General features: G+C 59.0%; 21 protein-coding genes. 12 read left to right on the forward strand and 9 right to left on the reverse strand.

Annotated features, from left to right (window positions below; genetic code table 11):
- Nucleotides 1–273 precede the first annotated feature (273 nt).
- Entirely contained in the window at nucleotides 274–1,284 is a 1,011-nt protein-coding gene (locus AB5Y73_RS06905) for an HAD family phosphatase (RefSeq protein ID WP_233267785.1), read from the forward strand.
- A gap of 160 nt (nucleotides 1,285–1,444) precedes the next feature.
- On the opposite strand, the gene dkgB is transcribed toward AB5Y73_RS06905, so the two are convergent.
- The 3 genes from dkgB to AB5Y73_RS06920 all read right to left on the reverse strand — a co-directional run bounded on the left by dkgB (nucleotide 1,445) and on the right by AB5Y73_RS06920 (nucleotide 3,612).
- Entirely contained in the window at nucleotides 1,445–2,248 is an 804-nt protein-coding gene (gene dkgB / locus AB5Y73_RS06910) for a 2,5-didehydrogluconate reductase DkgB (RefSeq protein WP_181497431.1), read from the reverse strand.
- 46 nt (nucleotides 2,249–2,294) lie between these two features.
- Entirely contained in the window at nucleotides 2,295–2,591 is a 297-nt protein-coding gene (locus AB5Y73_RS06915) for a putative quinol monooxygenase (protein WP_118854015.1), read from the reverse strand.
- A 634-nt stretch (nucleotides 2,592–3,225) separates the two neighbouring features.
- On the reverse strand, nucleotides 3,226–3,612 hold the full coding sequence (locus tag AB5Y73_RS06920; RefSeq protein WP_118854781.1) for a DUF6404 family protein: 387 nt from the start codon (nucleotides 3,610–3,612) through the stop codon (nucleotides 3,226–3,228).
- Nucleotides 3,613–3,803: 191 nt separating this feature from the next.
- Between AB5Y73_RS06920 and AB5Y73_RS06925 the strand changes: the two genes are divergently transcribed.
- Nucleotides 3,804–4,706: a LysR substrate-binding domain-containing protein gene (locus AB5Y73_RS06925; protein WP_107682356.1), complete on the forward strand. Its 903-nt coding sequence runs from the start codon at nucleotides 3,804–3,806 to the stop codon at nucleotides 4,704–4,706.
- A gap of 171 nt (nucleotides 4,707–4,877) precedes the next feature.
- On the opposite strand, the gene AB5Y73_RS06930 is transcribed toward AB5Y73_RS06925, so the two are convergent.
- From AB5Y73_RS06930 to AB5Y73_RS06945, 4 genes are all read right to left on the reverse strand, one after another.
- The gene (locus tag AB5Y73_RS06930; protein WP_113738681.1) at nucleotides 4,878–5,111 is read right to left on the reverse strand and encodes a hypothetical protein; all 234 of its coding nucleotides are present in this window, start codon (nucleotides 5,109–5,111) and stop codon (nucleotides 4,878–4,880) included.
- A 192-nt stretch (nucleotides 5,112–5,303) separates the two neighbouring features.
- Complete coding sequence (locus AB5Y73_RS06935) at nucleotides 5,304–7,280, reverse strand: methyl-accepting chemotaxis protein (protein WP_118854014.1); 1,977 nt, start codon at nucleotides 7,278–7,280, stop codon at nucleotides 5,304–5,306.
- Nucleotides 7,281–7,505: 225 nt separating this feature from the next.
- Nucleotides 7,506–9,008 carry a glycerol kinase GlpK gene (glpK, locus tag AB5Y73_RS06940; RefSeq protein WP_005337546.1) on the reverse strand — a complete coding sequence of 501 codons (1,503 nt, stop codon included), beginning with the start codon at nucleotides 9,006–9,008 and terminating at the stop codon, nucleotides 7,506–7,508.
- A 54-nt stretch (nucleotides 9,009–9,062) separates the two neighbouring features.
- A complete protein-coding gene (locus tag AB5Y73_RS06945; RefSeq protein WP_005350866.1) occupies nucleotides 9,063–9,911 on the reverse strand; it encodes an MIP/aquaporin family protein in 849 nt (282 codons plus the stop codon).
- Nucleotides 9,912–10,400: 489 nt separating this feature from the next.
- Here AB5Y73_RS06945 and glpT point away from each other — a divergent pair, with 489 nt between their 5' ends.
- The 9 genes from glpT to AB5Y73_RS06990 all read left to right on the forward strand — a co-directional run bounded on the left by glpT (nucleotide 10,401) and on the right by AB5Y73_RS06990 (nucleotide 20,312).
- Nucleotides 10,401–11,759: a glycerol-3-phosphate transporter gene (gene glpT / locus AB5Y73_RS06950; RefSeq protein WP_005337540.1), complete on the forward strand. Its 1,359-nt coding sequence runs from the start codon at nucleotides 10,401–10,403 to the stop codon at nucleotides 11,757–11,759.
- Nucleotides 11,760–11,861: 102 nt separating this feature from the next.
- Entirely contained in the window at nucleotides 11,862–12,620 is a 759-nt protein-coding gene (locus tag AB5Y73_RS06955; protein ID WP_005347045.1) for a DeoR/GlpR family transcriptional regulator, read from the forward strand.
- A 317-nt stretch (nucleotides 12,621–12,937) separates the two neighbouring features.
- Nucleotides 12,938–14,425 carry a glycerol-3-phosphate dehydrogenase gene (gene glpD / locus AB5Y73_RS06960; RefSeq protein ID WP_118854013.1) on the forward strand — a complete coding sequence of 496 codons (1,488 nt, stop codon included), beginning with the start codon at nucleotides 12,938–12,940 and terminating at the stop codon, nucleotides 14,423–14,425.
- Nucleotides 14,426–14,531: 106 nt separating this feature from the next.
- Nucleotides 14,532–15,620 carry a glycerophosphodiester phosphodiesterase gene (gene glpQ, locus AB5Y73_RS06965; protein ID WP_005337531.1) on the forward strand — a complete coding sequence of 363 codons (1,089 nt, stop codon included), beginning with the start codon at nucleotides 14,532–14,534 and terminating at the stop codon, nucleotides 15,618–15,620.
- 218 nt (nucleotides 15,621–15,838) lie between these two features.
- Nucleotides 15,839–16,321: a serine protease inhibitor ecotin gene (gene eco, locus AB5Y73_RS06970; protein ID WP_005337529.1), complete on the forward strand. Its 483-nt coding sequence runs from the start codon at nucleotides 15,839–15,841 to the stop codon at nucleotides 16,319–16,321.
- Nucleotides 16,322–16,619: 298 nt separating this feature from the next.
- Entirely contained in the window at nucleotides 16,620–16,991 is a 372-nt protein-coding gene (locus AB5Y73_RS06975; protein WP_005350885.1) for a DUF413 domain-containing protein, read from the forward strand.
- Complete coding sequence (gene hdfR, locus AB5Y73_RS06980) at nucleotides 16,991–17,863, forward strand: HTH-type transcriptional regulator HdfR (RefSeq protein WP_040067774.1); 873 nt, start codon at nucleotides 16,991–16,993, stop codon at nucleotides 17,861–17,863. The genes AB5Y73_RS06975 and hdfR overlap by 1 nt, the downstream gene beginning before the upstream one ends.
- A 170-nt stretch (nucleotides 17,864–18,033) precedes the next feature.
- Nucleotides 18,034–18,975 (forward strand): hypothetical protein, encoded by a 942-nt coding sequence (locus AB5Y73_RS06985; protein ID WP_279499259.1) that lies wholly within the window; start codon nucleotides 18,034–18,036, stop codon nucleotides 18,973–18,975.
- Nucleotides 18,976–19,121: 146 nt separating this feature from the next.
- Nucleotides 19,122–20,312 carry an amino acid aminotransferase gene (locus tag AB5Y73_RS06990; RefSeq protein WP_019446765.1) on the forward strand — a complete coding sequence of 397 codons (1,191 nt, stop codon included), beginning with the start codon at nucleotides 19,122–19,124 and terminating at the stop codon, nucleotides 20,310–20,312.
- Nucleotides 20,313–20,418: 106 nt separating this feature from the next.
- Here the strand turns inward: AB5Y73_RS06990 and AB5Y73_RS06995 are convergent, their stop codons facing one another.
- Both AB5Y73_RS06995 and AB5Y73_RS07000 read right to left on the reverse strand, forming a co-directional pair.
- Nucleotides 20,419–20,922: a DUF2062 domain-containing protein gene (locus AB5Y73_RS06995; RefSeq protein WP_107682359.1), complete on the reverse strand. Its 504-nt coding sequence runs from the start codon at nucleotides 20,920–20,922 to the stop codon at nucleotides 20,419–20,421.
- Entirely contained in the window at nucleotides 20,916–21,434 is a 519-nt protein-coding gene (locus AB5Y73_RS07000) for a DUF2062 domain-containing protein (RefSeq protein ID WP_005350890.1), read from the reverse strand. The genes AB5Y73_RS06995 and AB5Y73_RS07000 overlap by 7 nt, the downstream gene beginning before the upstream one ends.
- Nucleotides 21,435–21,461: 27 nt before the next feature.
- On the opposite strand from AB5Y73_RS07000, the gene AB5Y73_RS07005 reads away from it, so the two are divergent.
- Complete coding sequence (locus tag AB5Y73_RS07005; RefSeq protein WP_162895373.1) at nucleotides 21,462–23,663, forward strand: DNA internalization-related competence protein ComEC/Rec2; 2,202 nt, start codon at nucleotides 21,462–21,464, stop codon at nucleotides 23,661–23,663.
- The last annotated feature ends 43 nt before the right edge of the window (nucleotides 23,664–23,706 follow it).

Genomic DNA, 23,706 nt, shown 5'->3' on the forward strand with positions numbered 1-23,706 from the left:
GGTGACATCAAATTACTTTTGCCAAATCAGCAGCAATGGCGATGGGGGGGGGGTTGTGCTGCCCGCTGCGTGAGCGCAACGCAGTGATCTGCCTCGCAGAACGGGATGAACGCTGCTCCTTTTCTGAGCTTGCTTAAGCTCCAGTACAAGCTGGCCGCCATAGGATTTTCCCTGTGAAACCCGTGTGTGTTGAACCCATGCGCGCCGGTGTTGTGATGGCCGTGCGCTTTCATCTACAGGCAATAGACAGGCAACATCCAGCTGACAGGTAACATGATGACATTGAATCGACTCTCCTCTCTTTTGCTGCTGTGCGGCGCTTTTGCGGTACAGGCTGGCCAGAGCGATCCCCTCTCTGCCTGGAATGACACGGCAGCCAAGCAGGCGATCACCCGCTGGGTAACCAATGCCACCGATCAGCAGCAGGCCACTTTTATTCCGCCAGAGAAGCGCCATGTGGTGTTTGACAATGACGGCACCCTCTGGCCTGAAGCGCCCATGACCTATCAGCTGCAGTTTGCGATGGACGAGATCAAGCGCCTGGCGCCGGAACACCCGGAGTGGAAGGCCGACCCCATCGTCGCGGCAGTGCTGAACAACGACCTCAAGGCCGTGGCCAAATCGGGGGAGAAGGGGCTCGCCAAGCTGGTGGGACTGACCCACAGCGGCATGACCACCACCGAGTTTGCCGAGCGGGTCACTCGCTGGGTCAACAGCAGCAAGGATCCCCGTTTTGGCTGCCACTACGATCAGCTCGGTTATCTGCCGATGAAGCAGCTGCTGGGGTATCTGCGGGATAATGGCTTCCAGACCTGGATTGTCTCCGGCGGCGGCGTCGATTTTATGCGGGTGATGTCCGAGCAGATGTATGGCATCCCGCCCCAGCAGGTGATTGGATCCTTTACCCTCGGCGAGTTTGCCCTGACCGGGGAGGGCAGCGAGATCCGCAAGACCATGAACGGCGCCTATTTCGATGACAGCAAGGCGAAACCGGCCGCCATTCACCTTTTTATGGGGCAGCGTCCGGTCGGCGCCTTTGGTAACAGCGATGGCGACGTGCCCATGCTGCAATACACCTCGACCAACCCGGATTACCACACTTTTGGTTTGTTGGTGCACCACACCGATGCCAAGCGCGAATACGCCTACGACAGTCATCCACCAGCCAGCGGCAAGCTGATCGACGGGCTGGCACAGGCAAAAGCGCGGGGCTGGGTGGTGGTCGATATGAAATCAGACTGGAATCAGGTGTTCGATCCCGCCCTTTGCCAGAACGCGCCCTGATTGCGGGGCTGTATCTGGCATCAATATGGCGACGGGACGTTCAGCAAGCGCTGCAAAGCGTGAGGCAAGAAAAGAGACAGGGAGAGCATGATGCTCTCCCTGTTTTATCTGGCTTGCTGGCGAGCCAGCCTTTTCTTCGCTTAGTCTCACGCCTTTCGCGTCAGTCCCACGCGGGGGCAAAGTCGGGATTGACGCAGCGCTCGCCCCGATCCAGCGTGGCGATGGCGGCCATCTCCTCGCTGCTCAAGGTGATATCGAGGGCGGCCAGATTGGCGGCCTGATTCTCCCGCTTGGTGGAGCTCGGGATCACTGTCATGTCCTGCTCCAGCAGCCAGGCCAGCGACACCTGCGCCGCTGAGACGCCGTGGCTCTGGCCGATCTCCATCAGCAGCGGCTCGGCGAGCACCTTGCCATAGGCGAGCGGCATATAGGCGGTGATGGCGATACCCTGGGCTTTGCAGAACTCGACCACCTTGCGGTTTTGCAGCAGTGGATGAACCTCGATCTGCTGGTGGGCGATGGCCCCCGGCCCCAAAATATCGATGGCCTGTTTGAGTTGGGCCACGGTGAAGTTGGAGACCCCGATCTCGCGGGCCAGGCCTTGTGCTTTGGCCTCGGCCAGCTGCTCCAGATAGACCGCCATCGGCACTTCATCCTTGGGGGAGGGCCAGTGGATCAGCGCCAGATCCAGATAGTCGGTACCCAGTTTTTCCAGGCTCACCTCAAGGCTCGGGATCACCTTGCTCGGGCCAAATTCGCTGGTCCACACCTTGGTGGTCAGATAGATATCCTGGCGGGGCACGCCGCTCTCGCTCATCAGCTGGCCCACTTCGGCTTCGTTGGCGTAGATCTGGGCGGTGTCGATATGGCGGTAACCAAGTTCCAGCCCCTGCAACAGAGAGTCGTGCAGGGGTTGGCCGGTCAGGCGAAAGGTTCCAAGACCCAGGTTGGGCATCTTCATCATGCTACTCCTCAAACGGGTTGCAAAGGGCGCTCAGTGGCGCGGCGGATCAGGCGTCCAGCGGCTGATAGCGGCGAATGGTGCTGCCAGCAAACCAGGGCTCGGCCTTGGCGACAAACTCGGTAAAGTGGGGTCGGCCCTGATGGGCGGTAAGGGCCGCTTCGCTCTCCCATACCTCATAGAGCATCCAGCTGTGGGGATTGTCCAGATCCTGATGCAGCTGATAGCGCTGGCAGCCAGCCTCTTGCAAGGTGGCCGCAATCAGCGGCTCAAGGGCTGCACGAAACTGTTCGGCATATTCGGGTTTGGCTTCAAGCTGGGCAATCACAATCACGGGTGATGACATCTGAACCTCCTTGGCAAAAACGAAGGGTCAGTATGCCTGCCGTGACTTGCAGGAAACAGGGCGCTGGTCGCAAAACAGTATTGGGGGGAGAGCAGCAATAGCAGTAGTGAGAAATTTTTATGAATGATTGTCTGAATTTGTAGTCAACACCCCTGTTTCTGCATGAGTCACCAGCTCACCTTCGCTGATTGCGCGTTCAATGGCAAACCACCTAAAACCCGCAAAGAGATATTACTGGCCCGTATGGACGCTTTGATCCACTGCTTATCTCACAGTGAGGGCACAACTGTTTGATCATCTGGTGAACTACTTGATTGAACGTCCAAGCTATGGCCAATCACTACAAGGCTGCCATGATGGCCGGATGAAGCTTTTTTGCGATCACCATGCCAAGGAAAATGGAGGCAAATAGAGGGAGAGGATCCCAGCTTCGTCGATAGCTGCGCCAGTTGCCATTGTGGTGGCGGAAAAGCCTGTAGGCGAGAACCAAGAGGCCAATGGCGGTTTGGATGAGGCAGTTAATTGAAAAGCTGATAAAAAATTTAACGAAATCTGGCAAGGTGAGAGTCCGAGTCTGTGAAAGTGTGCTCTTCAGAGCCTGTATTGCACTCAGTTTCAATCGGCAGCAGGAGTTTTAACCTTCTTCTGCTGTGCCTTCACTGATGTGCAGGTGCTCCAACTGCTCCCATGGGGTCAATCCAAGCTGCCGGCGTTTGAGCCAGAGTCTAATTAAGGTGAAAAGACCAAATACGCCAGCGAACATGGCTGTGTTGAACAGGGCTGATAAAAGATCCCTTCCCTCTGGATGCCAGACGAATGTCCACATAATCAGACCCCATAACGGCGCAATAGAGAGGCCGGAACAGAGGAAATTGGTAAGCCAGCCCGCGTAATAAGGCGGCTTGACGGGGACGCCGAGTTTACGCAGCAATTTGAACAGCCACGGATTGTAGTGAAATTCCTTGAGGCCACTGTCAGCCAGTAGTTGATGGGCAATAGCCAGCCGTTCTTCAAACTCCATTAATGTATCCCCTTGATAGCATGGCTTCATACGATTCCTTTTGATAGCATTCAACTGATTAAACAGGGCGAGAGATAGTGATTCTCTCTGGTTATTTCTCTTCGAAAAACAAGATCGTCTCTCTGAGCACGCTTGCTAATCCACAGCGGCTGCGCCTATAAAGGCCCATTAATCTTGTCCGGATAACAGCAATGAAGACCCATTCTGATGAACTGACCCTGTTTGTGGCGGTGGTGGAGGCGGGCAGTTTTCGCCAGGCGGCGGAGAACCTCGGCATGGACAACTCGGTGGTGAGCCGTGGCATCAAGCGGCTGGAGGAGAAGCTCTCAACCGTGCTGCTCAATCGCACCACCCGCCGGGTCAGCCTGACCGAGGAGGGGAGCTGGTTCTATCAGCGGGCGGTGAAGATCCTGACCGAGATGAGCGAGGCGGAGGGGCATCTGCTGATGCGCCGGGAACAACCCGAAGGGGTGTTGAGAGTCGATGCCGCTACCCCCTTTATTCTGCACCGGCTGGTGCCAATTATCGGCGAGTTTCGACGTCGCTATCCTGCCATCGAGCTGCAACTGCACAGCTCGGAGGGCTTTATCAATCTGATGGAGCGGCGGGTGGACATGGCCATCCGCATCGGCGAGCTGACCGACTCCTCCCTGCGTGCGCTGCCGCTGGGCCGTTCGCGGTTGCGGCTGCTGGCCTCTCCCGCCTATTTGAGCGAGCGCGGCACCCCGCGCCAACCGACGGATCTGCTGAGCGGTCACGAGCTGCTTGGATTTTTGCATCCCGATCACCTCAACCACTGGCCGCTGCTAAGTGCCGAGCAGGGGGATCGCTTTGCCATTACCCCCAGCCTGCGAGCCAGCAGCGGCGAAACTTTGCGTCAGCTGGCGCTGGCGGGACAGGGGATTGTCTGTCTGTCGGATTTCATGACCGGGCCGGATCGGGAGAGCGGCGCGCTGGTGGAGGTGCTGGCCCGCAGCAACAGTGGCGCCTCGCGCCCCATCAATGCGGTCTTCTACTCCGATGCCCAGCGGGATATCCGACTGCGGGTCTGGCTCGACTTTCTTAAAGAGCAGCTTGGCAGCCATACCCTGTAGTGCAGGTTGGTTTGTACGGTTTGTTTGAACGGTTCGTCGCTGCGGTTTGCTTGGCGAAGAACAAGCCGCGCCTTCGTTGCGGCCAATCAGCATTAGCCTGGTGGCAGATAAACAGACGGCCGACTTGAGGGTCGGCCGCCGGTTCGGGAAGGTGTGTGAGCTGAAGCGCAGTTAGCGGGGGAGTTTGCCCCATACCCGGCTGAGCAGGGCGCCGCCGATCACCGGTGGAATGGCCAGCAGCAGGGTCCACTGCCAGGAGAGGCCGCCGATGGTGGCGGCCAGTACGATGCAGGTGAGCACCACCAGTTGGGCCACCATCATCAGGAAGGTGCCTTCGCGGGGGGTCAGTGTCTCTTTTTGAGTGGCGACGTGGGCTACGGGCGCTTGATTGGTGGTCGGTTTCATGGCGATATCCCTCTGTTGAGTCTGATATCACTAAGCAATGGCCATTCCACATTTTTTATGTTAATTATCAATGGCTTGCGAGCTTTGTCGTCATTCCCGTTTCGAGATCGCAGGCAAAATGATTTGCAAAATGAAAACGCCATCCTGCGGTGGCGTCTTGGTTATTGAGAGGGAGAGAGGGACGCGCCGGGCCTAGCCAATCCGGTATTGGCGGATCTGCTCGTCGATGGCCTTAGCCAGTTCGAACAGTTCGCGGCTGGCGGCATTGCTCTCCTGCGCGTGTTCCCGCTGGTGTTCGGCCACCATGGCCAGCTCGTCCAGCGCCGTTCTGGCTTGACCCATCTGTTGATTCTGCGCCTGCGCCAGCGCGTTGATCTCGTTGATCTCGAGGGCGGTCTGGTTGATCTGGCTGGTGGCATCAACCAGCACCTCTCTGGCCTGATTCATCCGGTTGTATCCTTCTTCGCTCAGGTTGCGGGAGTCTGCCATCGAGCTGCTGGCCTGCCGGGTTCCCTCCTGCAGGCGCAAGATAAGATCCTGCACATCCTTGGTGGCTGTCTGGGTACGCACCGCCAGCTGGCGTACCTCGTCGGCCACCACCGCAAAGCCCCGTCCCATATCCCCTGCCCGAGCCGCTTCGATAGCCGCATTGAGGGCCAGCAGGTTGGTCTGGTTCGAGACATCGCGGATGAGGTTCATGATCTGGGTGATGTTGTTGCTGTCTTTCACCACCTCATCTAGCAGGGCCGAGGAGCTGCCGATGCTGCTGCGCAAGCTGTCGAGTTGCGCGGCGCTCTGGGTCACATCCTGCTCGATGCTGAGCATATGGTTGGCGATGCGTTGGGTCACGTCGTTGACCCCTTCAGAGCGGCTGGCGATCTGCTCGGCGTTGTCACCGATGGTGGTGACCACAGTGGTCAGCTCCTGAATGCTCTGGGCCTGCTGGCATGCTTCTCCTGCCAGTGCCTGGGCCTGCTGCATGGATTGGGACGACTGGGCGGAGAGGGCGCTGCCTGACTGCTGGAAGCGGGAGAAGCTCTGGTTCAGGCTCTGGATCAGCCGATTGAAGCTTTGGGCCATCAGCCCCAGCTCCGACTCGTCAGAGAAGTCGAGGCGGGTCGCCAGATCCCGATCGGCGGTGATGTGGTGCATGCCATCGGCAGCCTGACGAATGGGGCGACTGATGGAGTGAGCCAGCCAGGCGGAGGCCAGCATGGCGATCCCGCCGATGGCGAGCGAGACCATGATAATGAGCTGGCGGGATTCCTGCAGGCCCTCTTCCAGCTCGGCGCTGTTGATCTCGCCAATCAGCAGCCGGTTGAGGGTGGGGATGTAACGCACCGCGATGAGGTAGGTTTGTCCCTCCAGCGTTAGCGCCTCTACGGCCACCTGTTCCCGGGCATTGGGAATAAGCCGCTTGACGGTATCGAGGAAGGATTGCTGGTGGTGGGCGGCCCCCTCCACCTCCTGCTCGGGGTGGATCTCGATATTGCCCTCCATGTCCGCCAGATAGACCTGACCGCTCTTGCCGATCCGATAGCCGCTGATGAGCTTGCTCAGGGCACTCATGTCAATGGAGGTGCCTGCCACCGCCAGAGTCTTGCCCTCGTGGGTGACGGCGGTGTTGATATAGAGGGAGGCGCGCTTGTCAAAATCCGAGATGTCGAGGTTCAGCTCATAGGGTTTGCTGCGTTTGAGAAAGCCGAAAAACCACCCATCTTTCGGGTCTGATTCGCTCAGCGATTTCTGGGCGGTGGGACCGCCGCTGAAGTTGATCAGGATGTTGCTCTGGCGGGGGGCGATAAAGACGTTGCCGCCGATCCGCCGTTGCAGATCCTGAAAGTAGCGCTCCATGGCGGGCCACTCTTGCTCTGGCATGCCAGTGGTCAGCCAGTCGATGACAAAACGGTTGCTGGCCAGCGCCTGCGCTTCGGTCAGGTGCTGGATAAGCTGGGCGGTCAGCTGGTTGGCAATGCGATCCACGCTGCTTGGCAGCTCGTAGCGTTCGACCCGCTGCTGGGCCTGACTGTGGGATATCTGCTCGAGGATCAAGGTGATGCAGCTGATGGCGATGGCCATCAGTATCGCCACGCCAGCGAGGATCCGGGTGCGGATCCCGAGCCCTGACCAGAGTGAGTGCAGTGTAAAACGGTGTATCGCCCTCTCCATATCGCTCTCCTCATAAATAAGGTCGCATATGCGACCCAGATGATGATTATAGATAGAGAACTCAATTGCGTTGTGACGGATGGTAACAACAGAGGGCGGCAGAAAAAGGGAGGGAGCAATGAGCGGGGAAGGGGGCAGAAAGCGGCAAGGGAAAGCATAAAAAGAGAGGCCGACATTGCGGTCGGCCTCTTTGTTGTTTATCTCAACGGAATGTCGGGTGCCCGATCAATCCTCTTCAGCCCAACGGCGTGAACGTTCAACCGCTTTTTGCCAGCCGCTGTAACGTTTGGCGCGATCGTCTCTGTCCATCTGCGGGATGAACTCGCGGTCCACGCTGAACTTGTCTTCCAGCTCGTCCGAGCTTTTCCAGAAGCCGACGGCCAGACCTGCCAGGAAGGCGGCACCCATGGCGGTGGTCTCGATACGGGTCGGACGTACCACCGGGGTGTGCATCATGTCAGCCTGGAACTGCATCAGGAAGTCGTTAGCCACAGCACCACCGTCTACTTTCAGGGCTGCCAGCTTGATGCCGGAGTCCTGCTGCATCGCATCCAGCACGTCGCGGCTCTGATAGGCGATGGATTCTAGCGCAGCACGGATGATGTGGTTGCGGTTGGCACCACGGGTCAGACCAACCATGGTGCCGCGAGCATACGGATCCCAGTAGGGCGCGCCCAGACCAACGAAGGCCGGTACCAGATAGACGCCGTTGGTATCGCCCACCTTGGAGGCGAAGTAGTCGGTGTCGCGGGCATCGTGGATGATCTTCAGCTCGTCACGCAGCCACTGGATGGTGGCGCCGCCCATAAACACTGCACCTTCCAGCGCGTAGTTCACTTCCCCTTTCGGGCCGATGGCAACGGTAGTCAGCAGGCCGTTGCTGGAGCGAACCGGCTCGGTGCCGGTGTTCATCAGCATGAAGCAGCCGGTGCCGTAGGTGTTTTTGGCCATCCCTTTTTCAAAGCAGAGCTGGCCGAACAGGGCAGACTGCTGGTCACCGGCAATACCGGCGATGGGGATGCGGGAGCCGCCGCCACGGGTGGTGTAGCCGTACACTTCGGAAGAGGGTTTCACTTCCGGCAGCATGGACATGGGGATGCCCAGCTCGTCCAGCATCTTCTCGTCCCACTTCAGCTCGCGGATGTTGTAGAGCATGGTACGGGAGGCGTTGGTCGGGTCAGTGACGTGAACTTCGCCATTGGTCATCTTCCAGACCAGCCAAGTATCGATGGTGCCGAACAGCAGTTCGCCGTTCATCGCCTTCTCGCGGGCACCTTCCACGTTGTCGAGGATCCACTTCACCTTGGTACCGGAGAAGTAGGCATCCAGCACCAGACCTGTGTTCTCGCGAACGTACTCTTCCAGACCGCGAGCTTTGAGCTCTTCGCAGATGGCGGCGGTGCGGCGGCACTGCCAGACGATGGCGTTGTAGATGGGCTTGCCGGTGGCCTTTTCCCATACCACTGTGGTTTCACGCTGGTTGGTGATACCGATGGCGGCGATCTCTTCGCTGCGCAGGCCGGTCTTGGCCAGCACTTCGGTAAAGACGGAGGATTGGGTCGCCCAGATCTCCATCGGGTCGTGCTCTACCCAGCCCGCTTTCGGGTAGTGCTGGGTGAATTCGCGCTGGGAGGTACCGACAATGTTGGCATCCTGATCAAACACGATGGCGCGGGAAGAGGTGGTTCCCTGGTCCAGAGCGACGACATATTTCTTTTCAGCAGACATGATGTTCTCCACGTTTCTATTTTCCACGTTTTTATACGTTGGAGGGGGCCGCTCTTATGCGGCAGCCTCTTCTTTGGCGGTTTGGGTCGCTTGCTCGGTGGTGACGACACGGTTGCCCGGGACGCAGGGAGCCAGCACTTTGACATACAGAGCGGTACCAATCTGGGCGCCAACGATGGGGCCAAGGATCGGAACCCAGAAGTAGGGGTTGTCACGACCACCGGTCAGGGCAACATCACCCCAGCCAGCAAAGAACGCGAACAGTTTCGGACCAAAGTCACGAGCCGGGTTCATGGCAAAACCGGTTAACGGGCCAAGGGAGGCGCCGATCACCGCGATCAGGATACCGATCAGCAGAGCGGCTGCGAAACCTTTGGGAGCGCCGTTGTTGTTGTCACCCAGCGCCATGATGCCCAGCATCAGGACGGCGGTGATCACCAGCTCGACGGCAAAAGCTTGCATATTGGTCAGCAGGGCATTGGGGTAGGTGGAGAAGATCCCGGCGGTGCCGAGGCTCTCGACGCTGCCGCGCACCACGTTATGGGTCACTTCCCACTGGGTGAAAAGGTTACCATAAAGGAAGTAGACAAGGGCTGCGAAGCAGAAGGCACCGGCCATCTGGGCGATGATGTAGGGTACCACTTTGCGCTTGTCGAAACCGCAGAAGGTCATCAGCGCCAGGGTTACAGCCGGGTTCAGGTGAGCACCTGAAATGCCGCCGGTCACATAGATGGCGATGGCCACACCCAGACCCCAGGTAATGGAGATTTCCCACTGCCCGAAGTTGGCGCCTGCCAGCACCAGTGCCGCCACACATCCGACGCCGAAAAATATCAGCAGGCCGGTTCCGATAAACTCGGCGATGCACTCGCCAAGCAGGGTATTGGGTCTTTGTATGCTCATACTTTTGTTCCTTATATCCACCCGTAGAGGTTTGATGTTCCGTTTTATCTTTTTGTGTCTATCCGTTGCTGCCGAAAACGTTTCCTTGTTGTTTTTGCGTCTTGCGCAAACGTTATGCTCGTTTGCGCTCGTTATCGGTCGTGACAGAAAATAACCCTTCCCAATAATTTCACCATCCCCCCTCCATAGGAAATGTGGACAAGATCCCACTCATTGCTAAGAAAATGTGACGTAAAGCATCTTGATAACCGCCGGTTACCACTTAGGGGGTAGCTTGCGACCCTTGCCACACAAGGGCTGGCGCTTGCTGAGCGATTTCTCATTTGGAGCTTTTATTTGTAATAAAACTGCAATATTTGAGCATGCATCACAGATTAAATGAGCGCATATGAGCACAATAGGCTCGCTTACGAATCAGCGGACTCACATGATTCGTCGGAATGGTCAGGGCATCCTCAACCGCCCATAACAACAATAAGGAAGCAGAACATGCTTAGTCTCTTCAGGCCTGCGGCGCACATCGACAGGCTCCCGGCTGACAAGGTCGACCCCTTCTACAAACGCATGCGTTGGCAGGTGTTTTTCGGGATCTTCTTCGGTTACGCCGGCTACTATCTGGTACGGAAAAACTTCAGTCTGGCGATGCCCTATCTGATCGAGCAGGGCTTCTCCCGTGGTGATCTCGGTTTCGCGCTCTCCGGGGTCTCCATCGCTTACGGTTTGTCCAAGTTCCTGATGGGGAACGTCTCTGACCGTTCCAACGCCCGTTACTTCCTCTCCGCCGGTCTGCTGCTCTCGGCTGCCATCATGTTCATGATGGGTACCATGCACTGGGCCACTTCCAGCATTGCCATCATGTTTGTGCTGTTGTTCCTGAACGGTTGGGCACAGGGCATGGGCTGGCCGCCCTGCGGTCGCACCATGGTGCACTGGTGGTCACAGAAAGAGCGCGGCGAAGTGGTTGCGGTCTGGAACGTGGCGCACAACGTGGGTGGCGGCATGATTGGCCCGCTGTTTATCCTCGGGATGGGCTGGTTCAACGACTGGCGCAGCGCCTTCTATGTGCCTGCGGCAGCGGCGGCCGCCATCGCGGTGATCGCCTTCTTCGTGATGCGTGATACCCCGCAATCGGTCGGTCTGCCTCCCATCGAGGAGTACAAGAACGACTATCCGAAGGATTACAACGAGAGCCACGAGCAGGAGTTTTCCGCCAAGGAGATCTTCGTCAAGTACGTGCTGCACAACAAACTGCTGTGGTACATCGCGATCGCCAACGCTTTCGTTTACCTCATTCGTTACGGTGTGCTGGACTGGGCGCCAACCTACCTGAAAGAGGCCAAGCACTTCACCGTCGACAACTCCTCTTGGGCTTACTTCCTCTACGAGTGGGCCGGTATTCCGGGCACCCTGCTGTGTGGCTGGATCTCTGACAAGATGTTCCAGGGCCGCCGTGCACCGGCCGGTATCCTGTTCATGGTGTTGGTGACCCTGGCTGTACTGGTTTACTGGTTCAACCCGGCCGGCAACCCGACCATCGACATGATGGCGCTGGTGGCAATCGGCTTCCTGATCTACGGCCCTGTCATGCTGATTGGCCTCTATGCTCTTGAGCTGGCACCGAAGAAAGCAGCCGGTACTGCGGCAGGTTTCACCGGTCTGTTCGGTTATCTGGGCGGCGCCGTGGCAGCCAACGCCATGCTGGGTTATACCGTTGACCACTTCGGTTGGGATGGCGGCTTCATGGTGCTGACCGTCTCCTGCGTGCTCTCCATCATCCTGCTGGCGATGACCCTCAAGCATGAGAACATTGCCGTTGCGGCCAAGAAAGCGGCTGCCCATAAGGCATAAAACGTGATCCTCAGCTTATTGATCCCAAAGGGGATCAGGTAAACTGCCAAAAGGCCCCGCATCTGCCGGGGCCTTTTTTTGTCTCATCATCGGAGTGCAAGCGTGAAGCAAACCCAACGACATCTGGAGATCCTGGACGTCCTGACGCGGCAGGGATTTGTCTCGACCGACGATCTGGTGACCCACTTTGACGTCAGCCCCCAGACCATTCGCCGGGATCTGAACGATCTCGCCGAACAGAACAAGATCCGGCGCCATCATGGCGGTGCCTCCCTGCATTCGAGTACCGTCAATACCGCCTACAGCGCCCGTAAAGTGATGCAACTCAAGGAGAAAGAGCGCATCGCCCGCGAGGTCGCGGCCAATATTCCCGACGGCTCATCGCTCTTTATCGACATAGGTACCACCACCGAAGCCATTGCCCGCGCCCTGCTCGATCACCGTGAGCTGCGCATCGTCACCAACAACCTCAACGTGGCCAGCATCCTGACGGCCAAGGATGACTTCACCGTCATCATTGCCGGTGGCGAGATCCGCAACCGCGATGGCGGCATCGTGGGGGAGGCGACCCGCGACTTTATCGGTCAGTTTCGCATGGACTATGGCGTCATCGGGATTTCGGGGATCGATAACGACGGCTCCCTGCTCGATTTCGACTATCACGAGGTGAAGATTGCCCAGGCCATCATCGCTCACTCCCGTCAGGTGTTCCTGGCCGCCGACCACACCAAGTTCGGTCGCAACGCCATGGTCAATCTGGGCAATCTCAGCCAGATCCACGCCCTCTTTACCGATCAGGAGCCACCGGAAAAGCTGACGCGATTGATGGCGCAACACCAGATCGCCTGCCACATCTGCTAACGGCGAAACACGCCAAGGCTGTGCCGGTCGCCCGTCAGGGCGGCCTCCTTTATCTTTCTCTCCCCCAGTCCCGCACTCATCTCACCCCTTTATGGGTATTGCCAAAACCACTATTCAATCAGGTTTTTTTGGCTATTAACCCGCCGGTTTTGGCCCGACGCCATTTGCTACGCTGACCTGTCCCCTTTGCCACCTCTGGCGGGCTGTGGCGATCACACTTTCATCATAAAATGTTCGTTTGTTGTATTTTCATGTTCTAAAATGAGCGAAATCAAACATTGCTGTTATAGCAATCATAAAAATGAAAGTAGGTGAACATGAGCGAACATTATGATCTGGTCGTCGTCGGTGGCGGCATCAACGGGGTCGGCATCGCAGCCGATGCGGCAGGACGGGGTCTGAAGGTTGCCCTGTTTGAGGCGCAAGATCTCGCCTCTGCCACCTCGTCCAACTCCAGCAAGCTGATCCACGGCGGTTTGCGCTATCTCGAACATTACGAATTCCGGCTGGTGAAAGAGGCGTTGGCGGAGCGTGAGGTGCTGCTCGGTATGGCGCCCCACATCGCGCGTCCCATGCGTTTTCGCCTGCCGCACCGTCCACACCTGCGTCCGGCCTGGATGATCCGTGCCGGTCTGTTCCTCTATGACAATCTGGCCAAGCGCGACAAGCTCAAGGGGAGCTGTGGCGTGCGCTTCCTGCCGCAAGATGGCTTGACCGCAGGGATCAATAAGGGGTTTGAATACTCGGACGCCTGGGTCGACGACGCCCGGCTGGTGGTACTCAACGCCATGATGGCCCGTGACAAGGGGGCCGACGTGCAGACCCGCACCCGTTGCATCAAGGCGGTGCGCGGTTCCAAACACTGGACGCTCACTTTGGAGCGGGAAGGGGGCGAGCTGTTCACCGTCACCTGCCGTGGTCTGGTCAATGCAGCGGGCCCCTGGGTCAAGACCTTCTATGACGAGAGCCTGCACGAGAAATCCCCCCGCGGCATTCGCCTTATTAAAGGCAGCCACATGATAGTGCCGCGCATCCATGAGCGCGAAGAGGCCTATATCCTGCAAAACGAGGACAACCGTATCGTCTTCGTCATCCCTTATCAGCAGGACTACTCCCTCATCGGCACCACGGATGTGGAGCACCACGGCAGCCCGCGGGAAGCGAAGATCAGCGAGGCCGAGATCAATTACCTGTGCAAGGTGGTCAACGCCCACTTCACTCGCCAAATTGCGCCGAAAGATGTGATCTGGACCTATGCCGGGGTGCGCCCGCTCTGTGACGACGAGTCAGATTCACCGCAGGCGGTGACCCGCGACTACACCCTCGAACTTTCTGGCGAGTCTGACGGTGCGCCGCTCTTGTCGGTGTTTGGCGGCAAGCTCACCACCTATCGCAAGCTGGCGCAGGCCGCCTGCAACAAGCTCAAGCCCTGGTTTAGCCAGATGGGGGATGACTGGACGGCGACCAGCCGGCTGCCAGGTGGCGAGTTTGACTGCTCGGTTCGCGAGCTGGCCCGCGCTTTTGCACTGGAGTTTGACTGGCTCGATGATCGCAGCGCCCTGCGCATTGCCGAGGCCTATGGCGCCCATGCCCGTCTCTGGCTGAAAGAGGATCGCGGCATTCACTTCGGTGGTGGCCTGTACGAGTCGGAAGTGCGTTATCTCATCGAGCGGGAGTGGGCCTGTTCACTGGACGATATCCTCTGGCGCCGCAGCAAGCTGGGGCTGCGCCTGAACGAGTCAGAGCAGCAGATGTTGCAGATCTGGCTCGACCAATACCATCTGGCTCTGCGCAAGGCGAGCTGATGTGTGACGGTGGGCAGTGCGCTGCTGCCCACCGCTTTCCACCGTAAATATGCAACAAACCTCTGATAGAACAATTACCTACACACAATAATAAAGAGCATCACATATGAAAAAACTCGCCGTTTCCCTCATCGCCTTGAGCCTTGGGGCATCCCTCTCATTACCCGTGTTGGCTGCCGATGAAGGCAAGGTGGTGATCGCCCACCGTGGCGCTTCCGGCTACCTGCCCGAGCATACCCTGGAGTCCAAGGCGCTGGCCTATGGCATGGGGGCCGACTATCTGGAGCAGGATCTGGTGATGACCAAGGATGACCAGCTGGTGGTGATGCACGATCACTTCCTCGATGGTATCACCGATGTGGCAGCGCGCTTCCCTGGTCGTGCCCGTCCGGACGGTCGTTATTATGTAGTGGATTTCACTCTGGATGAGGTGCGTTCCCTGCGTATGACCGAGCCATTCCAGCTGGTGGATGGCAAGCAGGTGCCGGTCTATCCGGCCCGCTTCCCGCTGTGGAAGTCAGACTTCAAGATCCACACCTTCCAGGAGGAGATCGAGATGATCCAGGGGCTTAACAAGAGCACCGGCAAGAACATCGGGATCTATCCGGAGATCAAAGCGCCCTGGCTGTTCCGTCACGAAGGCAAGGATATCTCCAAAGCAGTGCTGAAGGTGCTCAAGGAGTACGGCTACACCGGGAAGGACGACAAGGTCTATCTGCAGTGCTTCGATGCCGATGAACTCAAGCGCATCAACAGCGAACTGATGCCCGCCATGGGTATGGATCTGAAACTGGTGCAGCTGATGGCCGAGACCGACTGGAACGAGACCATGGTCTACGACGCCAAGGGCAAGGCGACCCCCTACAACTATGACTGGATGTTCAAGCCGGGGGCGATGAAAACCATCGCCAGCTATGCCGAAGGGATTGGCCCGTGGAAGCCGATGATCGTCACCGAGCCGGGCACTTTGGGCAAACCGGTCTTCACCGGTATGGTAAAAGAAGCCCACGCGGCGGGCCTGAAAGTTCACCCCTATACCTTCCGTCAGGATGAGGGGCAGATCCCGGCCTATGCCAAGGACTTCACCGATCTCCTTAACATCTTCCTCTATCAGGCCGATGTGGATGGGGTGTTCAGCGACTTCCCCGACAAGGCGGTGGCCGTCATCAAGGCCCATCAAGAGGCGGCTAAATAGCACTCTGGCGCCATTTGAATGCAAAGCGAGGCTAATTGGCCTCGCTTTTTGTTTCAGGTTCCCGCAACGGGAGTGTGCGCCCTGTCAGAAAATAGCCAGATCACGTCATGGTGTGCCGGATCTGCATCATTTTACGCAGTTTTTACGTAGCAGATCGCTGGCATGAAATCGGCAGAGCGGTTAGTCTAGCGGCGTTGAACCAACCCCATGAGGTACAGATGAAAACCGTATTGCGTTTTAGCCTGCTGGGCGCCTTGTTGCTGGGTGGCCATGCCTTCGCCGCCGAGCCGAAAAAATTTGATATCAGCATGTTCCCAGCCGCTGACGTGAATCAGGAACGTGTGGTGATCCGCCTGCCTGAAGTCGAGAAAGAAGCCGACATGATGGTCGAGCTGCAGGTCGGCAAAAAGATGATGGTTGATTGCAACGTACCGCGTTTTGCAGGCAACCTGGAACAGCACAGCGTCAAAGGCTGGGGCTACAACTACCTGAAACTGGGCAAGGTCTCTGACCCCATCAGCACCCTGATGATGTGCCCGGATAACCAGCAGAAAGAGACCTTCGTCCAGATCTACGGTCAGGGCTTCTTCGTGAACTACAACTCAAAACTGCCGTTCGTGATTTACGTGCCGCAGGAGTATGAAGTGCGCTACCGTCTGTGGCGTGCCGACAACCTGGCCCAACCGGCCATGATTGAGTAAGCATGTTTGAACCATAGGTTCAGCTGGTTCACCTGATGTGATAAATAAAGCGCCGTATGGCGCTTTATTTTTGCCTGTACAGTCCAAAAAGTGACGTGCAAATTGGCTGCACGTTTACATAAGTTTATTATTTATCAACGTTTTTTGTGTGTTATGCCACAAAATCGGCGTCAGCTATGGGGCAAAGTGACTTCGATAAAAGATATTTATTAACATAGTGAGAAAATTGATTTTGCACTCGGCGATGGCCTGATGATACTTGCCCGCAAAGGTCAAACTAACCAGAAAAAAGAGCACTATGAGCTTCGAATCAGACAAGCGTTTCAACGACTTCAAACATTTTCCCCGTGGCCTGCGTCGCAGTGGCGAATTCACTGTGGCCGAAGCGGACAGTCTGGAAAAGTATGGTACCGCCATGCTGGCACTCTACCAGGGTAATCTGGCACCCCGTGACGATGTCGAGTCCGCCTTCGTCGAGCAGGTCAAATCCGGCGAAGCCGGTGCCAACCCCCATGCCAAGGTGTGGTTCAAATACCTCAAGGTGATCGGTCCCAAGCGCGTTCATCGCCTCTGCACCGTCGTTGGCGGCGCCAGCGAAGAGAGCAGCGGTGGCGGCAGCTTTGATGTCGGTGGTGGCAGCGGCGGTGGCAGTGACGAGTCCATCGATTAATGGATACCGAGCTGCTTCGGACCTTTATCGAGGTGAGCAAGACCCGGCATTTTGGCCGGGCTGCTGAAAATCTCTACCTGACCCAGTCGGCGGTGAGTTTCCGGATCCGCCAGCTAGAGCAGCAACTGGGTGTCAGTCTGTTTGCCCGTCATCGCAACAACATCCGCCTGACCGCCTCCGGTGAGCGTCTGCTGCCCTATGCAGACGCCATCTTGCACACCCTTGGTCGCGCCAAGCAGGATGTGGCGCTCTCACCGGGATTCAGCCAGCAGTTGGCCATCGGCGCGCCCGCGGTGTTCTGGGAGCTCGATTTCAACGACTGGCTCAATCACATCTATGCGCTGGCGCCCGGTTTGGCGGTACGGCTGGAAACAGCCTCCCGCGAGCACCTCTGCCGCCAGTTGCTGGAGCGCTCCCTCGATCTGGCCCTGCTCTCCGAGCCCACCAAGATCGACGAGATTGCCCTGCATCCCATCGGTGAGCTGGTGTTCGAGCTGGTGAGCCGGGATCCGGCCGCCAATGCCGACAACCTGATGCAGATGCCGCACATCCACCTCGACTGGGGCACCAGCTTCGAGCCGCAACCCAGCCGTTTGCAGAGCCTGCAAAAGACCCCGGTGCTGCACTCCAGCTCCGCCAGCATGGCGTTGCAGTTCGTGCTGGCCAACGGTGGTGCTGCCTACCTGCCACGGCGGATGGTCAGCCCCTTCCTCGAAAAGGGGACGCTCCATCTGGTGGAGGGGGGCCAGCCGCTGAGCCGTCCGCTCTATCTCGCCTATCTGGAGAAATCCGATCGCCGGGAGCTGATCGATCAGCTGCTGACCCTGCCACTGGGTTGGCACGACGCCGAGCTGCGTCTCAACGTCGAATAAGCATCGAGTGTTATCCAAGGAAGAGCCCGCCCCACGGTGGGCTCTTCTGTTTGGGGAAATTGCAGGGAGCGAGGTCACGTAATTGGCGCGGGAGGCTTGGCGTCATCGGCCTGTAACGGTACCTTTTCAGGCTGTTTATCCGATTGAGCACTGACAGGGATGGATTGTAATTGATCGACTTTAGTCACCCCGAATGGCGGGCGTTGGCGCAGCAGTTGCTGAGTCACTCACCAGTGGTGATCCGTGGCCGCCAGTGGCAACCGCTGGTGGGCCTGCTCAAGGATAACCAGCTGCTGCTCGCCCATGGCAGCCACAGCTATGAGCTCACCCCGGCCGGGCGGCGCTATCTCACCCGCGAGCTGATGCTGGCCGAGATCGCCACCGCGCCCCCCGAGCCCGAGGAGTGGTTGCATGCTCAGGGCTGGCAATTGGGGGAGCAGGTCAACGAACGGGTGTTGGCGGCGCTCTATCGCAAGAGCGAGGTGAACTTCACCCCCAACGAGCAGATCGATTTCGAGGACAAGGGGATCCGGCTCTGTGCCGATCAGCTGTTGCGCTTGCGCGCCGCCCAGCCGTTCAGCCTCTTTTTCAGCGGCGGAACCCTGATCGATGTTGTCCCCTGGTTGCAGGCGCTGGGGGAGGTGGCCCTACCCGAGCGCACCCTGGCGGGTCTTGGCAAGATCCTGTGGGGGGAGGGGAGTATCGAGCGGGTGATCACCACAGATAGCGTCGGCGCCTTTGCCGAGATGCCCCTTGATATTGGCACCTTGCTGGTGTGGGCCCCCCCATCGGCTCCTCTAGCCTTGCAGCAGGTGGTGGCCGCCTTGCCCCCCAATGTGCTGTGGAGTCATCTCACCGCTCTCGACCCTGCCGGGGTGGATCGGCTGCAGGCGCTGGCCCAGCGGCTGGGTCGTCCGGCCAGCTGGTGGTTGCCCCGTGATCTGGCCCCCATCCTCAGCGCGTATGCCCAGCCTTTGACTGAGGCTAGGCCGTGGGAACCGAGCCGGATCCCCAAGCCATTGTTAGCAGTTTGTAGCGGTTTGGTTGAGTCCAATGGTGGCTTGTCGGCCGAGGTGTGCGCACTGGCGCCAGCGTGGCATGCCATTGGTTGAAATTGGTCTGAAAGCGAGCCAAAAAAGCGGTTTTCCCCCATTGAACGCGGTGATATAAAGAGTTGACGAAGCGCTCGCCAGATGAGCGCTTTTGTTTATCAAGCCGCTTTGCCACCCAACGAACTCAACGGAATACAGGGAAAACCATGTTTGAAAAGGTTGTTGCCGCCCCAGCGGATCCGATCCTGGGCCTGACCGAAGCCTTCCGCGCTGACTCTCGCAGCCACAAGATCAATCTGGGCGTAGGGATCTACAAGGACGAGTCCGGTGCCACCCCCATTCTTCACTGCGTCAAGAAAGCCGAGCAGAAGCTGCTGACCGACGAGAAGACCAAGAACTACCTCGGTATTGAAGGCAATATCGAATATGGCCGCATCGTGCAGCAACTGCTGTTCGGGCAGCACTCTGCGCTGGTTGCCAGCGGCCGCGCCAAGACCGCGCAAGCGCCGGGCGGTACCGGTGCCCTGCGTATCGCGGCCGAATTCGTGGTGCGCAACGGTCTGGCCAAAACCATCTGGATCTCCGATCCCACCTGGGCCAACCACGTAAGCGTATTCCAGGCCGCGGGCCTGACCGTCAAGTGGTACAAGTACTACGACGCCGCCACCAAGGGGCTCGACTTTGCTGCCATGCAGGCCTCGCTGGCCGAAGTGCAGCCGGGTGAGCTGGTGCTGCTGCACGGCTGCTGCCACAACCCGACCGGTATCGACCCCACTAGCGATCAGTGGCGCGCGCTGGCCAAGCAGAGTGCTGCCGCCGGCTGGTTGCCGCTGTTTGACTTCGCCTATCAGGGTTTTGCCCGTGGTATTGAAGAGGATGCCGAAGGCCTGCGCATCTTCGCCGAGTGCCATGACGAGCTGCTGGTGGCGAGCTCTTTCTCCAAGAACTTCGGCCTCTACAACGAGCGGGTCGGCGCCTTCACGCTGGTCAGCGCGACCAAAGAGATCGCCGATGTGGCCTTCACCCAGGTCAAGACCGTCATTCGTGCCAACTACTCCAACCCACCGTCACACGGCGCCGCTGTGGTCACCGCCGTGGTGAGCGATCCGGCTCTCTATGCCGAGTGGGTCGAAGAAGTTGCGGCCATGCGGGTGCGTATTCGCGAGATGCGCGAACTGCTGGTAGAGAAGCTGGCTGCCCTCGGCGTGAGCCAGGATTTCAGCTTTATCCGCGAGCAGAACGGCATGTTCTCCTTCTCCGGTCTCACCAAGGAGCAGGTGGAGCGCCTCAAGAGCGAATTTGCCATCTATATCGTCGGCTCAGGCCGGATCAGCGTGGCCGGAATTACCCGCGCCAATATCGATCCCCTGTGCGAGGCGATCGCCAAGGTGCTGTAATCGCATCACCTTGCGCTCTGGCACTATGCCATGAAAAAGCCCGTCACCTTGGTGACGGGCTTTTTTGATCGCCAACGGCTGATCGTCAAACGATAGGAAGGGGGACTCACTGTTGGCGGGCACCTTGCCACAGCTTGCGCAGTTGTAACAGCAGCGCGGTCAGGACGCCGCCGCTCAGGGCGGTGAGTACCGCCAGCAGCAGGCTGCCGAGCAGGAAGGGGGGCACCAGGGTGGCCGCCTCCTGCTCCAGCCAGTGGAGGGTCCAGCTGAGGTGGAAAGGCTCCGGCGTCTTGTGCAGCACCAGACAGCCGGTGCGATAGGCGTAGAGATACATGAATGGCAGGGTCAGCGGATTGTTGAACCAGACCGCCAGCAGTGCCAGCGGCAGGTTGAGGCTGAATGCCAGCGCCAGACCGACTGCGATAAGCGAGTGCATCGGGATGGGGAACCAGCAGGCGAAGATCCCGGCCGCCACCGCGCCACTCAGGGCGCGGGTGCCCCCTTGCCAGAGGGCTGGGGCAAGCAGTCGCTCACCAAACAGGGCAAACCACTTCTGCTGGCGCAGGGTATCGGGATCGAGCTTGAAGCGGGCAAACCAGCGACTCAGCATGGGCGGGCCATCTTGCGTTTTTGCCACTGGCGCACCGTGCTGATCCGCCAGAAGGTGCGGATCAGGGTGTAACCGATAAGAGAACTGAGCAGGGCCAGGATCAGCGAGCCCAGCAATAGCGGCGGTGCCACTGTGCCCAGTACCGAGACCAGCCACTCCCAGGTGAATTCAATCTCGATCTGCTGCGCTGAATGTCCCAGCAGCTGGCAACCCACCAGATAGGCGCCATAGAGCAGGGGCGGCATGGTAAAGGGGTTGGAGAGCCAGACCAGCGCCACCGAGAGCGGCAGATTGACCCGGCACAGGATGGCGCCACCGGCGGCCAGCAGCATCTGGCAGGGGAGCGGCACCCAGGCCATGAAGAGGCCCACCGCAAAAGCCCCGGCGGCTGACCGCCGGTTGAGGTGCCAGAGGTTGGCATCGAGCAGCAGTTTGCCAAACAGCCGCAGGTGCTTGTGTTCTTTCAGGGTTTGCTGATCGGGCATCCAGCGTTTAATGAGTCGTTTGGGCATATTGAAACCTTGCTAAATACTTGCTCCATGGATCTGCGTCTGTTGTCGTTTGCCCTGGGGGCAAGCTCCTCACTGCTCTGGCCATGGTTACCTTCACTCGCATGGGGGGGCCTGTTGCTGTCCCTGCTGATCCCCCTTGCATATTGCCGTGCCTGGCGGTGGCTGTTTCTCCTGCTCGGCATCCTCTGGATGCAGGCCAATCTTGCCTATCGGCTGGCCTGGCTGGAGCGGTTGGGTGATCAGACGAGCCACATGATAACCGCACAGCTGCAAAGTGCAGAGCCTGAGGGGGATAAATTTGTCCGGCTGCTGCTGCGGGTGAGCACCCTCGACGAGCAACCGGTGACAGCTGAGCCCCTGATCCGGGTCAATGCCTATCAGGCATTGCCCGCCATGACAGTAGGCTGCCGGATCACCTTGGTGACCTCGTTGAAACCGGCTCACGGTCTGGCCAACGAGGCGGGGCTGGATGGGCGGCGTCTGCTGCTGGGCAAGGGGATCACTGCCACCGGCAATTTGCGTCGGGTGATAGATATTCAACAGGCACCTGCGGGGTGGCGCGAACGCTGGTTGGGGGCCGCGACCGAGAGTTGGCGTCCGCTTGACTATGCCCCCTTACTGGCGGCGCTCACTTTTGGCGAGCAGAGCGGCATCACGGATGCCCAGTGGGAGCTGTTTCGCGGCAGCGGCCTGACCCATATCATCGCCATTTCAGGGCAGCACATTGCGCTGGTGGCGGTGCTCGGGTGGTGGCTGGGCAGGTTGTTTGGCCTGCGTGGCGCCATCATCACCTCCCTGCTGTTTGCCACCGTCTACAGCGCGTTGGCAGGGTTTGCGGTAGCCACCGAGCGGGCCCTGATCATGGTGCTGGTGTGGAGTGTGTTGCGCTGGAGCCGGCGAGAGTGGCCGGCCTGGCGCATCTGGCTGTGGGCCTTTGTTGTGCTGACCCTCTGGGATCCCTTCGCACTCTATTCGGCCGGCTTCTGGCTCTCGTTTCTGGCGGTGGCCATCCTGCTGCTGGTGGGATATGTCCACGACAAGCCGGGGCTGTGGCAGATCCAGCTCTGGCTGCTGCTCGGTCTGCTGCCGCTGCAACTGGCGTTGTTCGAGGGGATAGCGCCCCTTGCCATGGTGATCAACTTGTTGGCGGTGCCGCTCTTTTGTATCGCCATCATACCGCTGGCGTTGATTGGGGTGCTGCTGGCGCCGATCTCCACTTTGCTCGCCTACGGCCTGTTCTGGCTGGCGGATCTGGGGCTCGAGTGGGTGCTGACGATCCTGAGCTGGCTTTCCGAACAACTGCAACTGTGGTGGCCACTGCCCGGTTGGTGGCTACCGCTTTGCACCCTGCTGTTGCTGCTCTGGTTCGCCGCGCAGTGGCGCCCGGCACGCTGGCTCTGGCTACCGGGTCTGTGTGCGCTGTTGTTGGCGCTCTGGCCAACGCCAGTCCGCTGGCAACTGCGGGTGCTGGATGTGGGGCAAGGGCTGGCAGTGCTGATCAGCAAGGGGGAGCGTGCCATCCTCTATGACACAGGTGATCGCTATCCCGGAGGCTACAACATGGCGGACGCGGTGATCCTGCCTCAGCTGAGCCATTTGGGGATCCGGGTCATCGATCGCCTCATCATCAGTCACAAGGATCGGGACCATGCCGGCAATCGCAAGCGACTGCTCAGCGCCATGCCGGTGCGTCACGAGCTCTCCTCTTACCCCTTCAGTGAGGGAACAACGCTCTGTCAGCGTGGGCAACAGTGGCGCTGGCAGGGGCTCTCGTTTGCAGTGCTCTGGCCCGAGCGCCCCGGTGGCGGGCGCAATAACGATGGCTGCGTGGTGCGCATCAGCGATGGGCAGCGCAGCATATTGCTGAGCGCCGATATCGAACGGCAGGCCGAACAGCGACTGGTGGCGCTGGAGGGGGAGGGGTTGGCCAGCACCTTGCTGGTGAGCCCCCATCATGGCAGTCGCACCTCCTCCACGCCCCCGTTTGTCGCGGCGGTGGCGGCAAAGGAGGTGATCCACAGTGCCGGTTTTATGAATCAGTGGGGCTTTCCCCGTCCCGATGTGGTGGCCCGCTATCGGGATGCCCGCCAGTGGATCACCGGTCAGCAAGGGGCGATGCTGGTCGAACCCACCGCAGCGGGCTTGAGCGTCACTGCCGAGCGAGATTCAGGCCCTTGGTACCGACGCAGTGGCGACTGGTGGCAACCGCGAGTGTGGTTTGAGCAATAATCGGCCATTTCTGCCGTGGAGGAATGCGATATAGGTGGCGGCG

It is taken from the genome of Aeromonas sp. s7(2024) (assembly GCF_040907825.1).
Classification (GTDB): Bacteria; Pseudomonadota; Gammaproteobacteria; order Enterobacterales; family Aeromonadaceae; genus Aeromonas; species Aeromonas veronii.